This window comes from Aeromonas rivuli (assembly GCF_000820045.1).
In the GTDB taxonomy this organism is placed as follows: Bacteria; Pseudomonadota; Gammaproteobacteria; order Enterobacterales; family Aeromonadaceae; genus Aeromonas; species Aeromonas rivuli.
The window spans coordinates 135,086-154,924 of record NZ_CDBJ01000100.1 but is presented as its reverse complement, the minus strand read 5'-3'; the positions used below and the strand labels follow the sequence as shown (position 1 = coordinate 154,924).

16 protein-coding genes are annotated in these 19,839 nt (G+C 57.8%); 10 read left to right on the top strand and 6 right to left on the bottom strand.

Going from position 1 to position 19,839, the window contains the following annotated elements; genetic code table 11:
- Positions 1 to 20: 20 nt before the first annotated feature.
- The 4 genes from BN1130_RS22765 to argE all read right to left on the bottom strand — a co-directional run bounded on the left by BN1130_RS22765 (position 21) and on the right by argE (position 8,782).
- Entirely contained in the window at positions 21 to 2,120 is a 2,100-nt protein-coding gene (locus tag BN1130_RS22765; protein ID WP_198135317.1) for a hypothetical protein, read from the bottom strand.
- Positions 2,092 to 4,083: an NACHT domain-containing protein gene (locus tag BN1130_RS22760; RefSeq protein WP_198135316.1), complete on the bottom strand. Its 1,992-nt coding sequence runs from the start codon at positions 4,081 to 4,083 to the stop codon at positions 2,092 to 2,094. The genes BN1130_RS22765 and BN1130_RS22760 overlap by 29 nt, the downstream gene beginning before the upstream one ends.
- Positions 4,084 to 4,672: 589 nt before the next feature.
- A complete protein-coding gene (ppc, locus tag BN1130_RS20460) occupies positions 4,673 to 7,306 on the bottom strand; it encodes a phosphoenolpyruvate carboxylase (protein WP_042044280.1) in 2,634 nt (877 codons plus the stop codon).
- A gap of 330 nt (positions 7,307 to 7,636) precedes the next feature.
- The gene (gene argE / locus BN1130_RS20455; protein ID WP_042044279.1) at positions 7,637 to 8,782 is read right to left on the bottom strand and encodes an acetylornithine deacetylase; all 1,146 of its coding nucleotides are present in this window, start codon (positions 8,780 to 8,782) and stop codon (positions 7,637 to 7,639) included.
- Between the two features lie 289 nt (positions 8,783 to 9,071).
- On the opposite strand from argE, the gene argC reads away from it, so the two are divergent.
- From argC to BN1130_RS20420, 8 genes are all read left to right on the top strand, one after another.
- The gene (argC, locus tag BN1130_RS20450) at positions 9,072 to 10,079 is read left to right on the top strand and encodes an N-acetyl-gamma-glutamyl-phosphate reductase (RefSeq protein ID WP_042044278.1); all 1,008 of its coding nucleotides are present in this window, start codon (positions 9,072 to 9,074) and stop codon (positions 10,077 to 10,079) included.
- Positions 10,080 to 10,094: 15 nt separating this feature from the next.
- The gene (gene argB / locus BN1130_RS20445; RefSeq protein WP_042044277.1) at positions 10,095 to 10,874 is read left to right on the top strand and encodes an acetylglutamate kinase; all 780 of its coding nucleotides are present in this window, start codon (positions 10,095 to 10,097) and stop codon (positions 10,872 to 10,874) included.
- A 21-nt stretch (positions 10,875 to 10,895) separates the two neighbouring features.
- Positions 10,896 to 11,807, top strand: a complete 912-nt coding sequence (locus BN1130_RS20440) for an ornithine carbamoyltransferase (RefSeq protein WP_042044276.1) — start codon at positions 10,896 to 10,898, stop codon at positions 11,805 to 11,807.
- 51 nt (positions 11,808 to 11,858) lie between these two features.
- Positions 11,859 to 13,094 (top strand): argininosuccinate synthase, encoded by a 1,236-nt coding sequence (locus BN1130_RS20435; protein ID WP_042044275.1) that lies wholly within the window; start codon positions 11,859 to 11,861, stop codon positions 13,092 to 13,094.
- Positions 13,095 to 13,324: 230 nt separating this feature from the next.
- Positions 13,325 to 14,710 carry an argininosuccinate lyase gene (argH, locus tag BN1130_RS20430; RefSeq protein ID WP_042044274.1) on the top strand — a complete coding sequence of 462 codons (1,386 nt, stop codon included), beginning with the start codon at positions 13,325 to 13,327 and terminating at the stop codon, positions 14,708 to 14,710.
- A gap of 194 nt (positions 14,711 to 14,904) precedes the next feature.
- The gene (locus BN1130_RS22490) at positions 14,905 to 15,276 is read left to right on the top strand and encodes a hypothetical protein (protein ID WP_157014124.1); all 372 of its coding nucleotides are present in this window, start codon (positions 14,905 to 14,907) and stop codon (positions 15,274 to 15,276) included.
- Between the two features lie 55 nt (positions 15,277 to 15,331).
- Complete coding sequence (locus BN1130_RS20425; RefSeq protein WP_042044273.1) at positions 15,332 to 15,859, top strand: RBBP9/YdeN family alpha/beta hydrolase; 528 nt, start codon at positions 15,332 to 15,334, stop codon at positions 15,857 to 15,859.
- A gap of 84 nt (positions 15,860 to 15,943) precedes the next feature.
- Positions 15,944 to 16,579 carry an FMN-binding negative transcriptional regulator gene (locus tag BN1130_RS20420; RefSeq protein ID WP_042044272.1) on the top strand — a complete coding sequence of 212 codons (636 nt, stop codon included), beginning with the start codon at positions 15,944 to 15,946 and terminating at the stop codon, positions 16,577 to 16,579.
- 146 nt (positions 16,580 to 16,725) lie between these two features.
- On the opposite strand, the gene BN1130_RS20415 is transcribed toward BN1130_RS20420, so the two are convergent.
- Positions 16,726 to 17,187: a GNAT family N-acetyltransferase gene (locus tag BN1130_RS20415; protein ID WP_042044271.1), complete on the bottom strand. Its 462-nt coding sequence runs from the start codon at positions 17,185 to 17,187 to the stop codon at positions 16,726 to 16,728.
- Between the two features lie 37 nt (positions 17,188 to 17,224).
- The gene (locus BN1130_RS20410) at positions 17,225 to 17,437 is read right to left on the bottom strand and encodes a hypothetical protein (protein ID WP_042044270.1); all 213 of its coding nucleotides are present in this window, start codon (positions 17,435 to 17,437) and stop codon (positions 17,225 to 17,227) included.
- A 197-nt stretch (positions 17,438 to 17,634) separates the two neighbouring features.
- Between BN1130_RS20410 and BN1130_RS20405 the strand changes: the two genes are divergently transcribed.
- Positions 17,635 to 18,339 (top strand): response regulator, encoded by a 705-nt coding sequence (locus tag BN1130_RS20405; RefSeq protein ID WP_042044269.1) that lies wholly within the window; start codon positions 17,635 to 17,637, stop codon positions 18,337 to 18,339.
- Positions 18,329 to 19,771: a sensor histidine kinase gene (locus tag BN1130_RS20400; protein ID WP_042044268.1), complete on the top strand. Its 1,443-nt coding sequence runs from the start codon at positions 18,329 to 18,331 to the stop codon at positions 19,769 to 19,771. Before BN1130_RS20405 ends, BN1130_RS20400 begins: the two co-directional genes overlap by 11 nt.
- The last annotated feature ends 68 nt before the right edge of the window (positions 19,772 to 19,839 follow it).

The window sequence follows — 19,839 nt, the reverse complement described above, 5'->3', positions numbered from 1 at the left end:
ATCATCACCTAGATTGGCTACTAAGGACGAGAAACATCCAACACAAACACGTCAATTAGCCCTAATAACTCGGTGGGGAGTTTTTTCTCAATATCTGATTTCAGCATCTCGGCAGATTCAATTCTGTGCTTCTTTCGTCCTGCAACATCTTCATTCGCACCAAACCAGATAACCAGGAATATGCCTTGCTGTTCAGCATCTGGATGAATGGAGTAGCGCTCATAGAGCTGGGTGGATGCGGCCGTGTAAAGTTCTCGATGCCATTGTCCCTTGACCTCAGTCACCAAAAGCCGTCTCTGGCCACCCATCATCTTGGTGACAGTGAAATCACTACGATTTCGATCTTTTAGCTGATGTTCCGGTGTGACAGTGATATTTTGCGGCTCAAGGCGCAACTTGATACGTTCAGCAATGATCTCTGTTGAACTAACTTCATCCAGCCTTTCACCTTTCTCGTAATAACGAGCTGCTGAATTGAACTCTCCCCCATGGATATCTTGTTGATATTGTTGCAACTCGTAAAGAACCAGCTTGCGCAAGCCTTCCACTGTAACAACTTCATTACCATCCAGCAGCTTGAGAATTTCTTGTGGCAGCGGAGGAGTGAAATCCCGCAATGCCCTCCGCCTTAGCTGGGTCGCATAGATGCTCTGCAAGTCCATATGAAAATCGGAAATGCGGGAGTTTTTAAGCAGACGGTTAAGGACTGGTAGAGCATGACTAGAATCATCAGAGTTAATAGACCAAATCACCTCACTCAAAAATCTGTATGCTTTCTCCTCTTTAGGGCTCCCAGTACCATAATGATTCGGCAGCACTACCTTAGGCCAGTGGTCTATAAATGCTTCAAGAATAGCCTCAATCTTATTTGATGTGAGCATGGGCCAATATTGGCGATCGCTGCGGTTTATTCGCCCTGATAGCTCATATAGTATAAATACTGTATTCTTATCGATCCTCAACCAACTCCAATATTCCTCATGTATATCGGTCAAAAAGTAGAAAGCACGTACTAACCAGAATGTACGTCTCTGTTCTATCTCTTCGTCGCCAGTTAATATAGGCCACTTTGACATCAGTTCTTCACAACGCAGTATAATAATTTCGTTCAATTCATAACGATTACCATATTGAGCTGCAATCTCAAAAAGTGAGTCCAGTGGTAAAATAGCCAACTCTGGAAAACGGGCAAGCCATTCTATAGAAAGAGTGGGGCGCAGATGGCTAAAGGCCTCATCACGCTGAAGTAACCATATATCTGCAGTCATATATCCTGATTGAGCTAGTTGTGGCTCAATATATTCCCTTAGAAAACGCTCCGCGCTTCCGAGATCGGGAAATAGCTGGCGATCTACCTCTGATTTAAGTCTATTATTCTCCTCTTCCGAAATCGAGTCATACCCCCGATAGATACCTACACGAAGAGCTTGTAGAAGTCGATATTCAACAGAATTAAGATTCCCTTGAACACGCATCGTCTCTATGCTCGCTGCATAAAGTACCATTTCAACAGTTAAGTCTGATGAGATAGCCAGCCTATCTAATGTAGGTATTCTTGGAGACAATATTTCAAAACAGTTTTGCAACAATTCATGAAGCTTATTACCACAACCAAACTCAGCCTCTACATTCTCTGGCTCCATCAACATGAGGAAGGCAAAATGCGAAAACATTTCAAACCCACGAATACTTTCAAGAGAAAATGCATCGTCATGTATGAACTTTAAATTTTCAGAGCGAACTTCAAACTGCCGCCGACGTTCACGGCGGAGTTGCTTTCTATCCAGCCGCGCATATGGTTTATTTCTTTCTTGATAGGCTTGAGTTGCAGCAGCCCAATTACGTCTCATCCATTCGCGCATAAAGGAAGGTTTTAATAAAGCGTGCCTGCGCATATGCCGTCTTATTGGATCTCTCTCTTTCGCTTCTGCTAATGAATAAAAATCATGAGTTTTGATGAAAAAACCCCATAGGACATGGTTGTTTATTTCAAAAGAAAGATCGACTATAAACTTATAATCTTCAGGTTGAAACACTAGGCCTGAGTGAGAAAACCGACCAAATTTATGTCGTAGCACATAGGATATGTCTTCAACTTCGTACAGTTTTGAAAAAAACATGTAAAATTATACCTTGCCGTAAGCCATTATTTTTACAGAGCACTTGAACAGCGTGGCTTTCATCCTGGCGTTTACTCTTGTGAAATCTCAAATTTTCAATCCATCCCCAGACCCTCACAGGATTAAATGGTGCCAGAGCCATTTTAAAATAATGATCCAGAAGTAAACCGACAACTTTACTTATACCATTTAGACAATCACAATCGTAGTATTTTTTGCCACAATGGCAGGCAAGGTCTCTGGTCAATTCATCCAACAACCACTCGATAGTTAACAAATCAATTTCGGCAATGAATTTTTTTATAAAATAGCGAGCACCTATGGTACGTTCTCGCACTTGGTGGCCAGGATAGAGCGTTGCGCATATACAAAGAAATTCAGATAAATATTTCCTTTCAAAGGTTTGATAACCCAGCGTTAGAATGATTTCTGCCGCGATCTCCAGCGAGACCTCACTCGCTTCTGCAATGAAACGGGCCAAGTCTGCGTGGTGATCGCGGCCTGTTATCTTGAGCAAGCATCTCGTTGACAGAATGCGTGTATGGGCGCTTTCTTGCGCAGCAAAAGCGAGCTGGCACAACTCTTTTTGTAGAGATTCAATTGCCGCAGATCCCGCCAGCAATTCAAGAATCAAGTCGCGCAAATGCCCTTCATTACCAGTTGCTAGTAGTGGCTTTAGTTCGTCTGCCACATCCTGCGTGAAGAAACCAGCGATACTGAACCTGCGCCAGTAATCACCCCGCCTGAAGTAGGGATCTTGAGCTGCAAATTTCCTCAACTGCTCCAGCAGCATTCGTTTTGAGCTAGGAAGCAATTGGGAAGGATCACCGTTGGCCAGCACAGCATAAGGGTCGATCCTGATGGCCTCTTCCTGTATAGCGCGGTTACCCAGTGCCGCCATCCAGCCCAATAGCCCCCGTAATTCATCTCGCACCGTATTGTTGGGCGCGATGACGGCGAAACAGTTTGCAAGCATCAGTGGCTTGGTTGGATCAGCAATCCGTTGAGTCAGATAGTGCGCCGCGCAATATTCAGCAACGATCTTATGCACTGGACGATGTTGATCCACTCGGTCACCCGGTTTAAAGAGCCGGGTTGCCAAAATATCGTTTCTTGAAGCGATAGGGTGAAGCAATGATGCCAGCGTCGGGTAGATCCGGTCTGCCGTAGCATCCTGAGTACTAACCCCCTCAGCACCAGACAACTGTAGCTTGGCGAATACTTCCGATGCCAAGTCAATCTTTTGCTGTGATGTCAGAGAGTGGGCAGTGCTCCTGACACTGGAGTTGGCCTCTTTGGCCAGACGTTCTACCGCAGTGCTAAAAATGGAGCGCTTGTCGATGAAGTGTCTTTCGCTCTCGATATAGGCGCCAGCAAACAGTTGCAGGAACAGTGGATTGGGCAGTAATGGTTCCAGTTCAAATCGAGCCACTTCAGAACGGAAGGCGACGAAGTCCTCTTCTGGATAGTGGTGGAGGAAAATAGCTTGCTGATCGTTCTCTCCAAATTCACACAGCCTGACGACCAGAGGCTGAGCACCAAGAAACTCTTGAAATGACTGGGTGTCTGCATTGCTCCATTCACTGGAACGGCTTGAAATGATGACTCGCGTTGCTTTTGCCTTACAGGCATTAGCTAGAAGTGAGTGAATTCCTGACTGATCTATCTTGGCCAGCTCATCAAATGCATCGATCACTAGTGGGCTATTTTCTTCCTCTGCCCCTATATGCCGGAATCGGGTTGCGGTTACGGCTTTTGTCCCCAACTGCCGCGCAAGACTTTCCATCAGCTCGGTTTTTCCCCCACCAGGCTCGGCCAAGACGACAACAAACTTCGAAGCAGCCAATAGCTCTGCTTCCGTGTATATCTGGCTATCACCAGAAAGCTTGCGCGGGAGGTAAAACATAGAAGTCATAGGTACAAGGAACCGATTCATTGGAATAGCTGTAGAGTCTTTCTTCACTAGTGTGAAAGTCTCATCCGAGGTCAGTAATTTTCCGATACTACGCTATTTATCAAATAGTTGGAGTGATTTCCCCGTAAATGTTAGGAGGAGTCACATAAGCCAGTTCGGCATTGCCCCCCCCTCTTATTCGCAGAGGAGAGTCCGCTTGTCCAGACCGCGAGACAGGATGTCGAGCGAGCGGCGCCGGGCCATGGATGGCCCGTCGGCGCGTGCCGTCGGACAAGCGGGTGAGCCGAAGGAACCCGACGTAGTCGGGCGAATAAGCGGGGGAAGGCCTTCTTGGTGACTTCTTGGGCCTTCAAGAAGTCACTCGCCCCGGCCCGAAGGGCGGGCGAAACCCCGTCGAGGCCAGCGGCCTCGTGTCCTGCACGGCGACGCCGTGCCATTCCCTTCCAACCCGCGGAACGGACGATTACGCCTGACGGCTAATCGACCCTACGATTGCACGGCAACGCCTAACGACCAATGTTCCTACGACAACATGCATCCAGAGGAGAGGCTGCATCAGGCGAGACAATTCGTGGAAATAAAAAGGGCGCCACTGTGGCGCCCTTTGTCATTGCGGGGAGCTGGATAGCCCCGTCTATCAACCGGTATTGCGCATGCCTGCGGCGATACCGGCGATGGTGACCATCAGCGCCTGATCGATCTCCTCGTGCAGGGATCCCGGGTTGCTGCGCGAGCGGTTGAGCAGCTCGGCTTGCAACACGTTGAGGGGATCCGTGTAGGGGTTGCGCAGCTTGATGGACTCCTTGATCCAGGGTTGATCGTCGAGCAAGTCTCCCTGGGGACGCAGAGCCAGCACCAGTTCGGCGGCCGCTTCCAGTTCGGCGCGCAGCTGCTTGCCCAGCGGCCAGAGGCTTTCGGGCACCAGACGGGTGTCATAGTATTCCGCCAGCCAGGTATCGGCCTTGAGGAACACCATCTCCAGCATCTCGAGGCGAGTGCGGAAGAAGGGCCATTGACGGCTCATCTCTTCCAGCACGGACTGGTGACCGCTGTCGATGGCTTGCTTCAGGCCCTCATGGGCACCGAGCCAGGCCGGCAGCATCAAGCGGTTCTGGGTCCAGGCGAAGATCCAGGGAATGGCGCGCAGGCTCTCGACGCCGCCATTGGGCTTGCGCTTGGCGGGGCGGGAACCGAGCGGCAGCTTGCCGAGCTCCATCTCGGGGGTGGCGGCGCGGAAGTAGGGCACGAAGTCCGGGTGGCCGCGCACTATGCTGCGGTAGTGTTCGCAGGAGGCCTCGGCCACCTGTTCGATCACGGTGCGCCAGCTCTCTTTGGGCTTGGGCGGCGGCAGCAGGTTGCCCTCCAGCACGGCGCTGGTGTAGAGGTTCAGGCTGTTGATGGCGACTTTCGGCAGGCCGAACTTGAAGCGGATCATCTCGCCCTGTTCGGTGACCCGCAGGCCGCCGCGCAGGGATCCTGGCGGTTGAGACAAGATAGCCTGATGGGCGGGGGCGCCACCGCGACCGACGGTACCGCCACGGCCATGGAACAGGGTGAGCCGTACCTTGTTGGTTTCGGCCAGGGCCACCAGAGATTCCATGGCGGCGTACTGGGCCCAACCGGCGGCCATCATGCCCGCATCTTTCGCAGAGTCCGAGTAGCCGATCATCACGTACTGGCGACCCTGGATGTAACCGCGATACCAGTCAACCGACAGCAGGCGATCCATCACCTGGGTGCCTGCCATCAGGTCTTCCTGGGTTTCGAACAGGGGGGCAACCGGCATGCGGAACTTGCAACCCGCTTCCTTGAGCAAGAGTTGCACCGCCAGTACGTCCGAGGGGGCACCGGCCATGGAGATGATGTAGATGCCGAAGGCGTCCGGATCATGGGCGGCGATCACCTTGCAGGTGTCGATGGTCTCCTTGGTCTCTGCGCTCGGCTCCCAGTCGACGGGCAGCAGCGGGCGGCGCGAGTTGAGTTCATTGAGCAGGAAGGCCTGCTTGTCGTCCTCGCTCCATTCGGCGTAGTCGCCCATGCCCAGATAACGGGTCAGTTCGGAGAAGACCTGACCGTGACGCTCGCCATCCTGACGGATATCGAGCTTGACCAGATGGATGCCGAAACAGGCCAGCTTGCGCAGCACGTCCAGCAGCATGCCGTCGGCGATGTTGCCCATGCCGCAGGCGTGCAGGGAGTGGTAGCAGAGCTCCAGGGGCTCGCGCAGCTGGGCCGTGGTCTTGACCAGATCCCGGCTCTCGCTCGCCTGATCCTGCACCTTGGCGGTGAGGAACTCCTGGGTCTCGCGCAACTGCTCACGCAGCTCACGGATCAGGGCTCGGTAGGGTTCGGCGCTGTCGCCAACGCGCTCGCGCACGGCCTGGGTGCAGTCAGACATGGAGAGCTCAGAGGTGAGCTCCTTGATGTCTTTGTAGAACAGGCTCACCGCCATCCAGCGGCCCAGTTCCAGTACCTCGGCGGTCACCTTGGCGGTGACGAAGGGGTTGCCGTCACGGTCACCGCCCATCCAGGAGGTGAACTTGACCGGGGCGGCGTCCAGGGGCAGGCGCACCCCCAGGTGCTGCTGCAGCCGTTCGTCCAGGTTGCGCATGAATTCGGGGATGGCAGGCCAGAGGCTGTTTTCCACCACGGCGAAGCCCCATTTGGCTTCATCGACCGGGGTCGGACGCTGCACCCGGATCTCGTTGGTGTGCCAGGCCTGATTGACCAGCTGTTCGATGCGGCTCTGGATCTTGTCCCGCTCGCGGGGCAGCAGATCGGACAGCTCAAGGGCTTCCAGGCAGTCGTTGAGCTGCACATGCTTGTGGATCAGGGTACGACGGGTCACCTCGGTCGGGTGAGCGGTCAGCACCAGGTCGATATCCAGCTCGCGCACGGCCTGGATGATGGCTTCCTGGGAGAGGTTGGACGCCTTGAGCTTGGCGAACATCTCCTCCAGGGGATCCGGGGTACAAATATGCTCTTCGCAATGGCGGGAGATGGTGTGGAACTGTTCGGCCACGTTGGCCAGATTGAGGAATTGGCTGAAGGCGCGTGCCACGGGCAGCAGCTCGTCGTCCGAGAGATTGCGCAGGATGTCGAGCAACCGCTCACGGTCTGCTTCATTACCCTTGCGAGAGGACTTGGCCAGTTGGCGAATGGTCTCGATCTTGTCGAGGAAGGCTTGGCCCTGATGGTCCTTGATGGATTTGCCCAGCAACTGGCCCAACATGCCTACGTTGGCGCGTAGTGCTGCGTAAGTATCGTTCATTCCACATCCTTATTTTTGTTGGTGCCCGGCCGCCGCTCCTCGGCATGGGGCTGCCCCACTTATTGTTGTGCGATTACAACATATGCTCCGTCATCTTAGGGGGACAATCTACCCAGATTGTCTGCGCAAGGTCAAATAACAAGCCAATTAAGAACATGTATTTTCGATAGTTCCCTGGCATGGCCGACTCCTTTCGTCCCCCTCGTTGTCATGTAACTTTCCTACATATCCGGTTGCGCCTCCCTGCGCTCGGTTGCACCTGTTGCGAATGAATCGCTAGCCGCATCAGCAAGGATGCCATGCACACTTCGCCATGGGTACCGGTCAGGGCTAGACGCAGAAGCGGCGGACCAGATGTTGCAGCACCGCCTTGGTGGGCTCGACGAAGGAGAGATCCAGGTACTCGTCCGGCTGGTGCGCCTGGGCGATGTGACCAGGGCCCATCACTATGGTCTGACAGCCGAGCTGCTGGATGAAGGGCGCCTCGGTGCAGTAGTTGACCGATTCGGCGCGCTTGCCGCTCGCCAACTCGGCTTCGCGCACCAGCAAGGAGGCATCGTCGCAGGCGTAGGCGGGGATGGGCTCGTGCAGGTGTTGCAGGTGCAGGCAGCCCGGCTGGTGGATTTCGATGGGGGCGAGCGCCTCTTTGAGCAAGCCCAGCAGCTCGTCGGGACCGACCTGGGGAGTGGGGCGCATGTCGATGTGCAACTCGCAACAACCGCAGATGCGATTCGGGCTATCGCCCCCCTGGATGTACCCCAGATTCAGGGTCGGTTGCGGTACTTTGAAGCGGTGATCTGCATACTTATCCTTGAGGCTGCGTTGCAGCGCCAATACCTGACCCATGGCCTGATGCATGATCTCCATGGCGTTGATGCCGTTGGCGGGATCCGAGCTGTGACCGCTCTTGCCCGTGATGCGGATGGCTTCCGACATATGGCCCTTGTGGGCGACCACGGGCACCAGGCCGGTGGGTTCGCCTATCACCGCATAGTCGGGTTTGAGCTCGGCGGCCGCGGCGATGGCGCGAGCCCCCGCCATGGTGGTCTCCTCGTCGGCGGTGGCCAGGATGCGCAGGGGCTTGTTGAGGGTCTTGAGATCGATCTCCTTGAGCGCCTCGACGATAAAGGCGAAGAAGCCCTTCATGTCGATGGTGCCCAGACCATAGAGGCGATTGCCCTCTTCGGTCACCTTGAAGGGATCCTTGCGCCAGGCACCCTGGTCAAACGGCACCGTATCGGTATGGCCTGCCAGCAGCAGACCGCCTTCTCCCTGACCATAGGTGGCGACCAGATTGAACTTGCCGGGCAGCTCCGCCAGTGGCGTCACCTCACAGCGAAACCCGAGTTGGCCGAACCAGTCGGCCAGCAACCGGATCACTCCTTCGTTGCTCTGATCCCACTTGGGATCCGTGCTGCTGATAGAGGGTATTGCAATAATATTCTTATAAAGTGAAAAAAAATCCTGATTGGCCACTAGCTCCTCCTTGCACCCTCGGAAGGTTTCTGTTAGAAAATACAAATGCAAACTGAGTGAATGAATATTCTGTTCTTGCGCTCACCGATAAGGCTCTAGTTGTAAGGGAAAGTCAATGTTCTGTCACCTGATCTATCACCGACGACGCAACCCCGCCTGAATTGCCTCCGCATGAGCTGACCCGCTCGTTGCACCCTTGCTACGCAAGAATGGAGAGGCGATTCACGGCCTCTTAATCCTTATGCAGCATCATGCTGTGAACCCAGACCTCATATTTTGGAATTGATCAATGCTTAACACCGTTATCGTCGGTGCCAGTGGCTACGCGGGAGCAGAGCTGGCCGCCCTGGTGCAGAACCACCCTGACCTCAAGCTGTTCGGCCTCTATGTCTCCGCCGGCAGCCAGGATGCCCACAAGCGTTTCTCCTCTCTTCATCCCCAGTGGGTCGGCGAGCTGGATCAGCCGCTGCTGCCCCTGGATGAGGATGGCATGACCCGGATCCTGACCCAGGCCGATCTGGTGCTGCTGGCCACCGCCCACGAGGTGAGTGCCGAATTGGCGCCCAAGTTCCTGGCCAAGGGGCTGCCGGTATTCGATCTCTCCGGCGCCTTCCGGGTGCAGGATCAGCAGTTCTATCAGGATTACTACGGCTTCACCCACGCCAATGAACAGTGGCTCGCTCAGGCGGCCTACGGTCTGGCCGAGTGGAACAGCGACGCCATCGCCGCCGCCCAGCTCATCGCCGTACCCGGTTGCTACCCGACCGCCTCCCTCTGTGCCCTCAAGCCATTGCAGCAGGCGGGCCTCATCAAGGCGGAGTGGCAACCCATCATCAATGCGGTGTCCGGTGTCTCCGGCGCGGGCCGCAAGGCATCGGTCAACACCAGCTTCTGCGAAGTGAGCCTGAGCCCCTATGGCACCTTCAGCCACAGACATCAGCCGGAGATCAGCCATCACCTCGGCAAGGGCGTGCTGTTCCAGCCCCACCTTGGCAACTATGTGCGCGGCATCCTGGCCACCATTTATGTGCAGCTGGCCGAAGGGGTGACCCCGGAGCAGGTGGACAGAGCCTACCTCGCCGCCTACGAAGGCAAGCCGCTGGTGCGTCTCACCGGCCAGATGCCTTCCATCCGTGGCGTGGCGAGCACCCCTTATTGCGATCTGGCCTGGCAGCAGCAGGGCAACATGCTGGTGGTGGTGTCCGCCATCGACAACCTGCTCAAGGGCGCGGCCTCCCAGGCCATCCAGTGTGTGAACATCAAATTTGGTTTTAAACCGGCCACCGGCCTGATTTAAGGAAGGATCGAGAAGATGGACAAACCGACATTAGTCATCAAATTGGGTGGGGCGCTGATCGAGAATGATGAGGCCCTGACCGCCCTGTTCGCGACCCTGAAGAGCTTCCTGGATGAGCAGCACAGGCCGCTGGTGCTGGTGCACGGCGGTGGCTGCCTGGTCGATGACCTGCTCAAAGGGCTGGGGCTCACTTCTACCAAGAAGAATGGCCTGCGGGTGACCCCCTTTGACCAGATCCCCTTTATCGCGGGCGCCCTGGCCGGTACCGCCAACAAGCAGATGATGGCCAAGGCCATCGCCTGTGGCATCCCGGCCGTGGGTCTGTGTCTGGCCGATGGCGGTCTGTGCCAGGTGGTGCAGCTGGATCCGGATCTCGGCGCGGTCGGCGACTGCTCCCCGGGCAACCCGGCCCTGGTGCAAGGGATCCTCTCCCAGCAGTTCCTGCCGGTCATCAGCTCCATCGGCATCACCAGCGAGGGTCAGCTGATGAACGTCAATGCGGATCAGGCGGCCACCGCCATTGCCGAGGCGCTCGGCGCGGATCTGGTGATGCTGTCGGACGTGAGCGGCATCCTGGATGGCAAGGGCAAGCTGGTTCCCCAGCTGGACAAGGCCACCGCTCAGGATCTGATGGAGAAGGGTGTCATCACCGATGGCATGGCCGTCAAGGTGAAGGCCGCGTTGCACGCCGCCGAGACCCTGGGCCAGCCGGTCTGCGTCGCCAGCTGGCGCTACCCGGATCAGCTGCTCAAGCTGCTCGGCGGCGCCGCCATCGGCACCCAGGTTACCCTCTAAGCGCGACAAAAGGACGATTCGATGCAACACCTGCTCAAAGACAGCGACCTCGACAAGGCCCAGATCCTGGCCCTGATTGCCCTGGGCAAACAGGTCAAGGCAGACCCGAAAAAGTACCGTCAGGCCCTGGCGGGCAAGGCAGTGGTGACCCTGTTCGAGAAGCCATCACTGCGCACCCGGGTCACCTTCGACATCGGCATCGCCAAGCTGGGTGGCCACAGCGTCTATCTGGATCAGCAGAACGGGGCGCTTGGCAAGCGCGAATCCGTGCAGGATTTCGCTGCCAACCTGTCCCGTTGGTGTGATGCCATCGTCGCCCGGGTATTCGATCATCAGACCCTGGTCGATCTGCAGAAGTACGCGACAGTGCCCGTGGTCAACAGCCTGTGCAACCTCTACCACCCCTGCCAGGGGCTGGCGGATTTCATGACCATCGCCGAGCACTATGACGACCTGTCCAAGGTCAAGCTCGCCTACCTGGGGGATGGCAACAACGTCAGTCACTCCCTGATGCTGCTGGGGGCGACGCTTGGCACGGACGTGACCCTGATCTGCCCGAAAGGCCATGGCCCCGATACCCAGATCTTCAAGCAGGCCGAGGCGCTGGCGGCTCAATCTGGCGCGCACATTCACATCAGTGACGACGTGGCCGACATCGAGGGCTTCGATGTTGTCTACACCGATACCTGGGTCTCCATGGGTGACAACACCCCAATGGAGCAGGTAAAAGAGATCTTCATGCCTTATCAGATCAACCAGGCCCTGCTCGACCGGACCGGCATCGCGCATGTGCTGCACTGCCAACCGGCCCATCGGGAGCTGGAGATCACCTCGGAAGTGATGGACGGCCCCGCCTCCCTCATTTTGGACGAGGCAGAGAACCGGATGCATATCCAGAACGCCATCTTGCTGACCCTGATGGGCCACAACTGAGCGACCGACCCTGTTTTTAATGTTTTCAAGATTGATCATGGAGAGAAGTAAATGAGCGGAATCAACAAGATAGTACTGGCTTACTCGGGCGGACTGGATACCTCGGCCATCATTCCCTGGCTCAAAGAGCACTACAACGCCGAGATCATCGCCTTCGTGGCCGATGTCGGTCAGGGTGAAGATGACCTGGAAGGGGTGGAAGAGAAGGCCCTGGCTTCCGGTGCCACCAAGTGCATCGTCTATGACCTGAAGGAAGAGTTCGTCAAGGAGTACGTCTATCCGACCCTGAAGACGGGCGCCATCTACGAAGGCACTTACCTGCTGGGCACCTCCATGGCCCGTCCGGTGATCGCCAAGGCCATGGTGGAAGTGGCCAAGGCCGAAGGGGCCGATGCCATCGCCCACGGTTGCACCGGCAAGGGCAACGATCAGGTGCGTTTCGAAGGGGCCGTGGCTTCCCTGGCACCCCAGCTCAAAGTGATCGCCCCCTGGCGCATCTGGGACATGCGTTCCCGGGAAGAGCTGCTCGCCTATCTGGAAGCGCGCAACATCCCTTGCAAGGCGACCCTGAAGAAGCTCTACAGCCGCGATGCCAACGCCTGGCACATCTCCACCGAGGGTGGCGAGCTGGAGAGCACCTGGAACGAGCCGTCCGACGCCGTCTGGCAGTGGACCGTCTCCCCGGAGCAGGCACCGAACGAGCCTGAATACGTCAAGCTGACCGTCAAGCAGGGTGAAATCGTCGCGGTCGATGACCAGGCCCTGAGCCCCTACCAGGTGCTGGTGACCCTGAACGAGCGCGCCGGCAAGCACGGCGTCGGTCGTATCGACATCACAGAGAACCGTCTGGTGGGCATGAAGTCCCGTGGTTGCTACGAGACCCCGGGCGGCACCGTCATGATGGCGGCCCTGCGTGCCATCGAAGAGCTGGTGCTGGACAAGCCGACCCGCTCCTGGCGTGAGAAGCTCGGCGCCGAGTTCTCCCATCTGGTCTATGACGGCCGCTGGTTCACCCCGCTGTGCAAGGCAGTACTGGCCTCTGCCAACGCCATCGCCGAGGATCTGGACGGTGAAGTGGTGCTGAAGATGTACAAGGGCCAGGTGAGCGCGACCCAGAAGCGTTCCGCCAACAGCCTCTACTCCGAAGATTTCGCCACCTTCGGCGCCGACGAGGTGTACGACCAGAGCCATGCCGAAGGCTTTATCCGCCTCTACACCCTGGCCAGCCGCATTCGTGCCCTGAAAGAGCAGAATCTGGCGGTGGGCGGCGACCATACCCACGGTTGATCGTCACCTTCATGACCAGATAAGCGAGGGGGCCTGGCCCCCTCATTTATCAAGACGCCGTGATGGCTAAGGGTCAGCCCTTAGCCATCGGGGTGGGAGAGTCGGCAGACCGACCCTCAAGCGTGACGAAAGGGGCGCCAGCGCGCCCCTTTTTATGAGATAACCCTTCATCGAGATAACGAGCGGCGGGCGCAAGTGGCGCCACCGACAACAGATTCAAGGAGAGCAGTATGGCACTTTGGGGTGGACGCTTCAGTCAGGGGGCAGATAGCAGGTTCAAGCAGTTCAATGACTCCTTGCGCTTCGATTACCGGCTGGCGGAGCAGGACATTCAGGGCTCCATGGCCTGGGCCCGCGCCCTGGTCTCGGTCGGTGTCCTGACCGCCGATGAGCAAGGAAAACTGCAACAAGCGATGGAGGTGCTGCTCGCTTCGGTGCAACAGGATCCCCAGCAGATCCTCAGCTCCGATGCCGAAGACATCCACTCCTGGGTCGAGGGCGCGCTTATCGCCGCCGTCGGCGACCTCGGCAAGAAGCTGCACACCGGCCGCTCGCGCAACGATCAGGTCGCCACCGATCTCAAACTCTGGTGCAAGGCCCAGGGGGAGCTGCTGGCTGCCTCTATCACCGCCCTGCAACAGGGGCTGGTCGCTTCCGCCCGTGCCAATCAGGCCGCGGTGCTGCCCGGTTACACCCACCTGCAGCGTGCCCAGCCGGTCACCTTCGCCCACTGGGCCCTGGCCTATGTGGAGATGCTGGAGCGCGACCACTCCCGCCTGCAGGATGCCCTCAAGCGCCTCGACACCAGCCCGCTCGGCTGCGGCGCCCTGGCGGGTACGGCGTACGCCATCGACCGCGAGGCGCTGGCGCTGGACATGGGCTTTAGCGGCGCCACCCGCAACAGCCTGGATTCGGTCTCGGATCGGGATCACGTGGTGGAGCTGATGCACGTGGCGTCGCTGTCCATGGCACACCTTTCTCGTTTTGCGGAAGATCTCATCTTCTACAACACCGGCGAGGCGGGCTTCGTCGAGCTCTCCGATGCGGTCACCTCGGGGTCGTCGCTGATGCCCCAGAAGAAGAACCCGGACGCCCTTGAGCTCATTCGCGGCAAGACTGGCCGGGTGGTCGGCGCCCAGATGGCCATGCTGATGAGCCTGAAGGCGCTGCCGCTGGCCTACAACAAGGACATGCAGGAAGACAAGGAGGGGCTGTTCGATGCCCTCGACACCTGGCACGACTGCCTCGACATGGCGGCGCTGGTGCTGATCGATCTCAAGGTGAACGTCGAGCGCACCAAGGCGGCGGCCCAGGGCGGCTACGCCAACGCCACCGAGCTGGCGGACTATCTGGTGGCCAAGGGGATCCCCTTCCGCGAGGCGCACCATATCGTCGGTGAAGTGGTGGTGCAGGCCATCAAGTTGAAGAAACCCCTGGAGGAGCTCTCTTTGCCTGAGTTCCAGCGTTTCAGCCCTGTGGTGGGGGAGGATGTCTATCCGAACCTGGAGCTGGAAGCCACCCTGGCCAAGCGGGTCGCCAAGGGCGGCGTCGCCCGCGAGCTGGTGGATGCAGCCCTCACCGCCGCCGAAGCCTGGCTGGCCAAGCGGGCGGGTTAAACTGCGGCGACCCTCATTCCAAATAGAAAGCAAAACGGCAACCCTAGGTTGCCGTTTTATTGCTCATAGGTTCACTATCCAGAAGCCTGCCGTGGTTATTCTAAACCAGAAGATTATCGCGTAGGGTTGGTTAAAATTCCGGATAGAAAGACATTATTAGATTTTATATAGCACTTATAGGTGAGGGTTAAACAATGAAGATTTATCTGATGGCGACGCTCATAACACTCACGTCGAATTCTTCTTATGCTAATGAAATATATCGCCATCCGGCTTCCGGAGATAGTGGTACATATTATGTTTTAAGTAATGAAAAGCTTAACTCTAGTGTAAGGAAGGTATTAACTAGCCGAGTAGGAAAAAACAGTGAGTACACTGATTTTACGGAGGTTAAGGTAAATTGCTTGTCGAATCAGTATTTTGAGCTGGCAGGTAGCAGTGAGGATGGTTTACAGAATAAACCCACAAAGATACTTACAGACTGGTCTAAAAAATCTAAATGGGTTCCGCTCGTGACGGGATCTAGCAAATATGACTTGGTTCAATTTATTTGTAAAAATAAATAGCTTAAATTATCGAAGTTACAGATCTTAATTTAAAGTGCAAAAGGAAACTTGCCACATGAAAGTGCTGATATTGCCAGGGATAGGAAACTCGGGGCCGGATCACTGGCAGAGCCATTGGGAGCAAACCAACCGTGGCTATAGCCGGGTTGAACAGCGAAATTGGGACAGCCCGGCGTGCAGCGACTGGGTTGCATCGCTCGAGGCCAGCGTCAAGCACCATGGCGAGGAGACGATCCTGGTCGCTCATAGCCTGGCGTGCCTGCTGGTGGCCCACTGGGCGGCGCGCACCGAGTTGAAGATCAAAGCCGCCTTGCTGGTGGCGGTGCCCAACCCCCAGGGACCGGTATTTCCGAGCCAGGCGACGGGATTCGCGCCCTTGCCCATGGCGAGCCTGCCATTCAAATCCATATTGATTGCCAGCGCCGATGACCCCTATGGCGACATCGTCCACTCGGAGCAATGTGCGGCCAGCTGGGGCAGCACCCTGGTGAACATAGGCGAGGCGGGTCACATCAATGGCGCCAGCGGCCTGGGTGCCTGGCCCGCAGGCCATCAATGGTTGCACGCGTTAGCCATGGCCTGATGGACCTGGGTTGAATCGCGGTGCTCGCCGAGGCGAGCTCTTCCCGAATGGAACTCGGGTCTTGCCACTATCCAAGGAGTGATTATGTATCTGCCAACCCATTTCGCCGTCACCGAGCCCGAGGCGCTGCACGCGCTTATACGGGCCTATCCGCTGGGGGCCCTGATCACTCATTGGGAAGGAGGGCTGGATGCCAATCACCTGCCGTTCGAGTTCGATGCCGGGGAGGGGGAGCATGGCGTCTTGCGGGCCCATGTGGCGCGCAACAACCCGCTCTGGCAGGAGGTGAAGGAAGGGCAGGAGGTGCTGGTGATCTTCAGGGCCGCCGAGGGCTATGTCTCCCCCAGCTGGTATCCGAGCAAGCAGGTACATCATCAGCAGGTGCCCACCTGGAACTATGCGGTGGTGCATGCCCACGGTCGCATCCGGGTGCGGGACGACGCCCGCTTCGTGCGCCGCCTGTTGACGAGCCTGACCCGGGTCCATGAGGCCGCCGAGCCCGCGCCCTGGAAGATGGCGGATGCACCCAGAGACTATATCGAGGCCATGGTGCAGGCCGTGGTGGGCATCGAAATCGAGATAACCGGGTTGGTGGGCAAGTTCAAGCTGAGTCAGAACAAGGAGGAGGGGGACCGGCTGGGGGTCGTCGATGCTTTGCAGGCCAAGGGCCAGACCGCGCTGGCAGCGGCGATGCAACAGTCACCACTCTCGCCGCGATAGCGATACATTCCGCTATGTGGAGAGATTGCAAAACGGCAACCCATGGGTTGCCGTCGTTGATGGTGCGTCCGTTCAGAGCATCATTGGCCAGGCGGCTGGCGTCATAGCGTCCATTTCGCGACCAGCCATGGGGCTGGCTGCCTGGACTACAATTTCTTTCGCATCAATGCATTGGGGATCATGACGCCGCGGCGGACTGGATACCTTCGCTCCTCCACATGAAAGCCATGCAGTGCGAAGAAGGGTTCCGCCGACTTGCTCACATCGGCTGTCAGTTCGCTGATCCCCAATAACCTGGCCTCTTCATGAAGGCGCATCATCAAGCGGGTGCCGACCCCTTGTCGTGCATGAGAGCCAGCCACGAAAAAGTGGTCGATATAGCCATTGGGCTGAACGTCAGCATACCCGGCGATGTCACCATCAATGTCAGCGACAAAGGGGCGTAATGTCCTGATATGGTCAGCCCACAGCGTCGGGGAAATATCCTCGGGTGCCCATGCCTGAATCTGCTCAGCTGTGTACTCTGCCGATGCAACTTCATGCACTGCCGATAAAAAAACCTTAAATAACGCGGCTTCATCCCCGATGTTGAATCGTCGAATGTTCATTGTTTCCTCTCTGGATAACGGAGACTGGGTGCCCGGCTCAGAGATCTCTGAATGGCCGGCGCTTCTCTTCCTCGATGACGATGGCCTCCAGATTGGCGACCCGCTCCTGCAACTCCTTGATGATGAGATCCTGCTTGCCGAGGCGGTCGGTGATTCGGGCATCCCCCAGCTGGTAGCGGGCGCGCTTGCCGAGATAGCCAAACAGCAGGCTGATCAGGACAATAAGGACGATGGCGGTCCACAGACTCATGTTTGCCTCCCTGGCAGCAGGACTCCGGTCTGGGTCAGTCCGGCCATTTTGACAGCCCCACCCCGTCTTGCCCAGCGGGGGATCCCATCTTGGCTGATTTGTAAGAGTTTGGTTACAAAAAGCCTGCCAATTGCCTCGACCCTGGCGCGCCAGTGCTGGTAAGTTAGGCCGATCTTCGTAGCCAGATTGATAATGCCATGGACAGTAAAGTCATTCTCATCGTCGATGACAGCCAGGCGCTGACCGATACCCTCACCGAGTATCTGGGCCGCGCCGGTTTCGAGGTACGCACCGCCTGTGATGGTGAGGCCATGTGGCAGCAGGTGCGCCAGGGCATGCCGGATCTGGTGATCCTGGACGTGATGCTGCCCGGGGATGACGGCTTCACCCTCTGCTCTCAGCTGCGCCGCCTCTCCAACGTGCCCATCATGATGCTGACCGCCGTGACCGAGGATGCCGATCGCATCGCCGGGCTCGAGATAGGGGCGGATGATTACCTCACCAAGAGTTTCAATCCCCGGGAGCTGCTGGCCCGGATCAAGGCGCTGCTGCGGCGCAGCCGTCTCACCCAGCAGGCGGCGACTGCCCGGCGCATCAGCTTCGGCCCCTGGACCCTGGACAGCGTGACCCGTCAGCTCTCCCGTGCGGGGGAGGTGCCGCGTCAGCTATCGGGGGCCGACTACACCCTGCTCGGCCTCTTCATTCGCCACCCCAATGAGCTGCTCAGCCGGGATCTCATCTCCCATGAGATCTGGGGGAGGGAGAGCGACCCGTTCGAGCGGGGCATAGACGTACAGGTCTCCCGGCTGCGCCAGGCCCTGGATGACAAGGATCGCACCCTGATCATGACGGTGCGCAACAAGGGCTACATGCTGGCGACCGAGACCGTCTATGAGGCCTAGCCGTGGCTGGGGGCCCCGCTCCCTGGCCAGCCGCACCAGCCTGTTCCTGCTGTGCGTCATCCTGGCCGCCGAGCTGTGCGCCGGTTATTTCTGGTATCGCCACAGCAACCAGGCTCAGGAGCAGGGCTTGATCAGCACGGTGCGCAGCATGGCCCTGAGCGCCTCCTCCACCATCGCCTTCTTTCGCAAGCTGCCCCAGGATTACCGCCATCTGGTGCTGGAGCAGCTGCGCAACATGGGGGGCACCCGCTTCTTCGTCTCCCTCAACAATCACCCGCTGCCGGTGACCCCCATCTCGGGTTCGTCCCGCCGCGAGCACATGGTGACCGAGGTGCGGCGCGTGCTGCAGCAGGAGCTGGGCAGCGAGGTGACCACCCGGGTCGAGTTTACCAATCGCGCCGATCTGCGGGTGTTCAACACCGAGCTCCCCATCGACGACTTGCCCCTGAACTGGGCCCACTACAGCCTGGCACTGGGGGAGCTCAATCCGCCCATTCTGGTGATACAGATCGCCGTGTCGCCCACCGCCTGGTTCTATCTGGCGGCTGCGCTGCCCGCCCCTTATGACAGCCTTGATCCCCGCTTCTTCACCCTGAATCAGCTCGGCTTCATGCTGGGCTCGGCGCTCATCATACTGATCGCCACCTGGTGGGTGGTGCGCAAGGAGATAAGGCCCATCCGCAACCTGGCGCGGGCCGCCACCCTGCTCGACAGCAAGCGGGAGGTGCCCGAGGTGCAGGAGGAGGGGAGCAGCGAGACCCGCGCCGCCATCCACGCCTTCAACAAGATGCAGCGGCGCATCAGCAGCCACCTGCATGAGCGTGATCTGCTGTTCAGCGCCATGTCCCATGATCTAAAAACCCCGCTGGCCTGCCTCAAGCTGCGTACCGAGATGCTGGATGATGCCGAGGTGCGGGACAAGTTCGCAGCCCATCTGGACGAGATGGAGCTGATGGTGAAGGGTGCCTTGCAGTGCATGAAAGAGACCCATATCCACGAGGAGATAGAGGCGCTGGATCTGATGGGCATGCTGCGCCGCTGTGGCGAGCTCCATAACCACGATGAGCTGAGGATGACGCTGCAAGGGCCCTCCAGCCTGATGCTGGTCGGCAAGCCGCTGGCCATCAAGCGCTGCCTGCAAAACATCATAGACAACGGCATCAAGTATGGAGAGCGCCTTTCGGTGCAGGTGGCGCGCCAGGGGGACAAGGTGAGGATCGCATTCAGTGACCAAGGGCCGGGCATCAGTCCGGCGCTGATGGAGCGGGTGTTTGATCCCTACTTCAGGGTGGCCTCGACCCGGGCCCTGCCCGGCAGCGGGCTCGGCCTCACCATAGCCCGCCACATCGCCCGCATCCACGGCGGCGACATTCATCTTCACAATCATCAACCCCATGGTTTGACCCTGGTACTGGAGCTCAACCTTGACTAATTCCCTGCGGGCCCTGCCCGGCAGCTCACCATCGTCCGCATCCACGGTGGCGACATTCATCTTCACAA

What these genes read in the sequence shown, in the direction of transcription:
- BN1130_RS20435 (WP_042044275.1), top strand. Translation starts at nt 11,859, where the DNA reads ATGAGCGGAATCAACAAGATAGTACTGGCTTACTCGGGCGGACTGGAT.
- BN1130_RS22765 (WP_198135317.1), bottom strand. Translation starts at nt 2,120, where the DNA reads ATGTTTTTTTCAAAACTGTACGAAGTTGAAGACATATCCTATGTGCTA.
- BN1130_RS20410 (WP_042044270.1), bottom strand. Translation starts at nt 17,437, where the DNA reads ATGAGTCTGTGGACCGCCATCGTCCTTATTGTCCTGATCAGCCTGCTG.
- BN1130_RS20420 (WP_042044272.1), top strand. Translation starts at nt 15,944, where the DNA reads ATGTATCTGCCAACCCATTTCGCCGTCACCGAGCCCGAGGCGCTGCAC.
- argH (WP_042044274.1), top strand. Translation starts at nt 13,325, where the DNA reads ATGGCACTTTGGGGTGGACGCTTCAGTCAGGGGGCAGATAGCAGGTTC.
- ppc (WP_042044280.1), bottom strand. Translation starts at nt 7,306, where the DNA reads ATGAACGATACTTACGCAGCACTACGCGCCAACGTAGGCATGTTGGGC.
- BN1130_RS22490 (WP_157014124.1), top strand. Translation starts at nt 14,905, where the DNA reads ATGAAGATTTATCTGATGGCGACGCTCATAACACTCACGTCGAATTCT.
- BN1130_RS20425 (WP_042044273.1), top strand. Translation starts at nt 15,332, where the DNA reads ATGAAAGTGCTGATATTGCCAGGGATAGGAAACTCGGGGCCGGATCAC.
- BN1130_RS20405 (WP_042044269.1), top strand. Translation starts at nt 17,635, where the DNA reads ATGGACAGTAAAGTCATTCTCATCGTCGATGACAGCCAGGCGCTGACC.
- argC (WP_042044278.1), top strand. Translation starts at nt 9,072, where the DNA reads ATGCTTAACACCGTTATCGTCGGTGCCAGTGGCTACGCGGGAGCAGAG.
- argB (WP_042044277.1), top strand. Translation starts at nt 10,095, where the DNA reads ATGGACAAACCGACATTAGTCATCAAATTGGGTGGGGCGCTGATCGAG.
- BN1130_RS20400 (WP_042044268.1), top strand. Translation starts at nt 18,329, where the DNA reads ATGAGGCCTAGCCGTGGCTGGGGGCCCCGCTCCCTGGCCAGCCGCACC.
- BN1130_RS20415 (WP_042044271.1), bottom strand. Translation starts at nt 17,187, where the DNA reads ATGAACATTCGACGATTCAACATCGGGGATGAAGCCGCGTTATTTAAG.
- BN1130_RS20440 (WP_042044276.1), top strand. Translation starts at nt 10,896, where the DNA reads ATGCAACACCTGCTCAAAGACAGCGACCTCGACAAGGCCCAGATCCTG.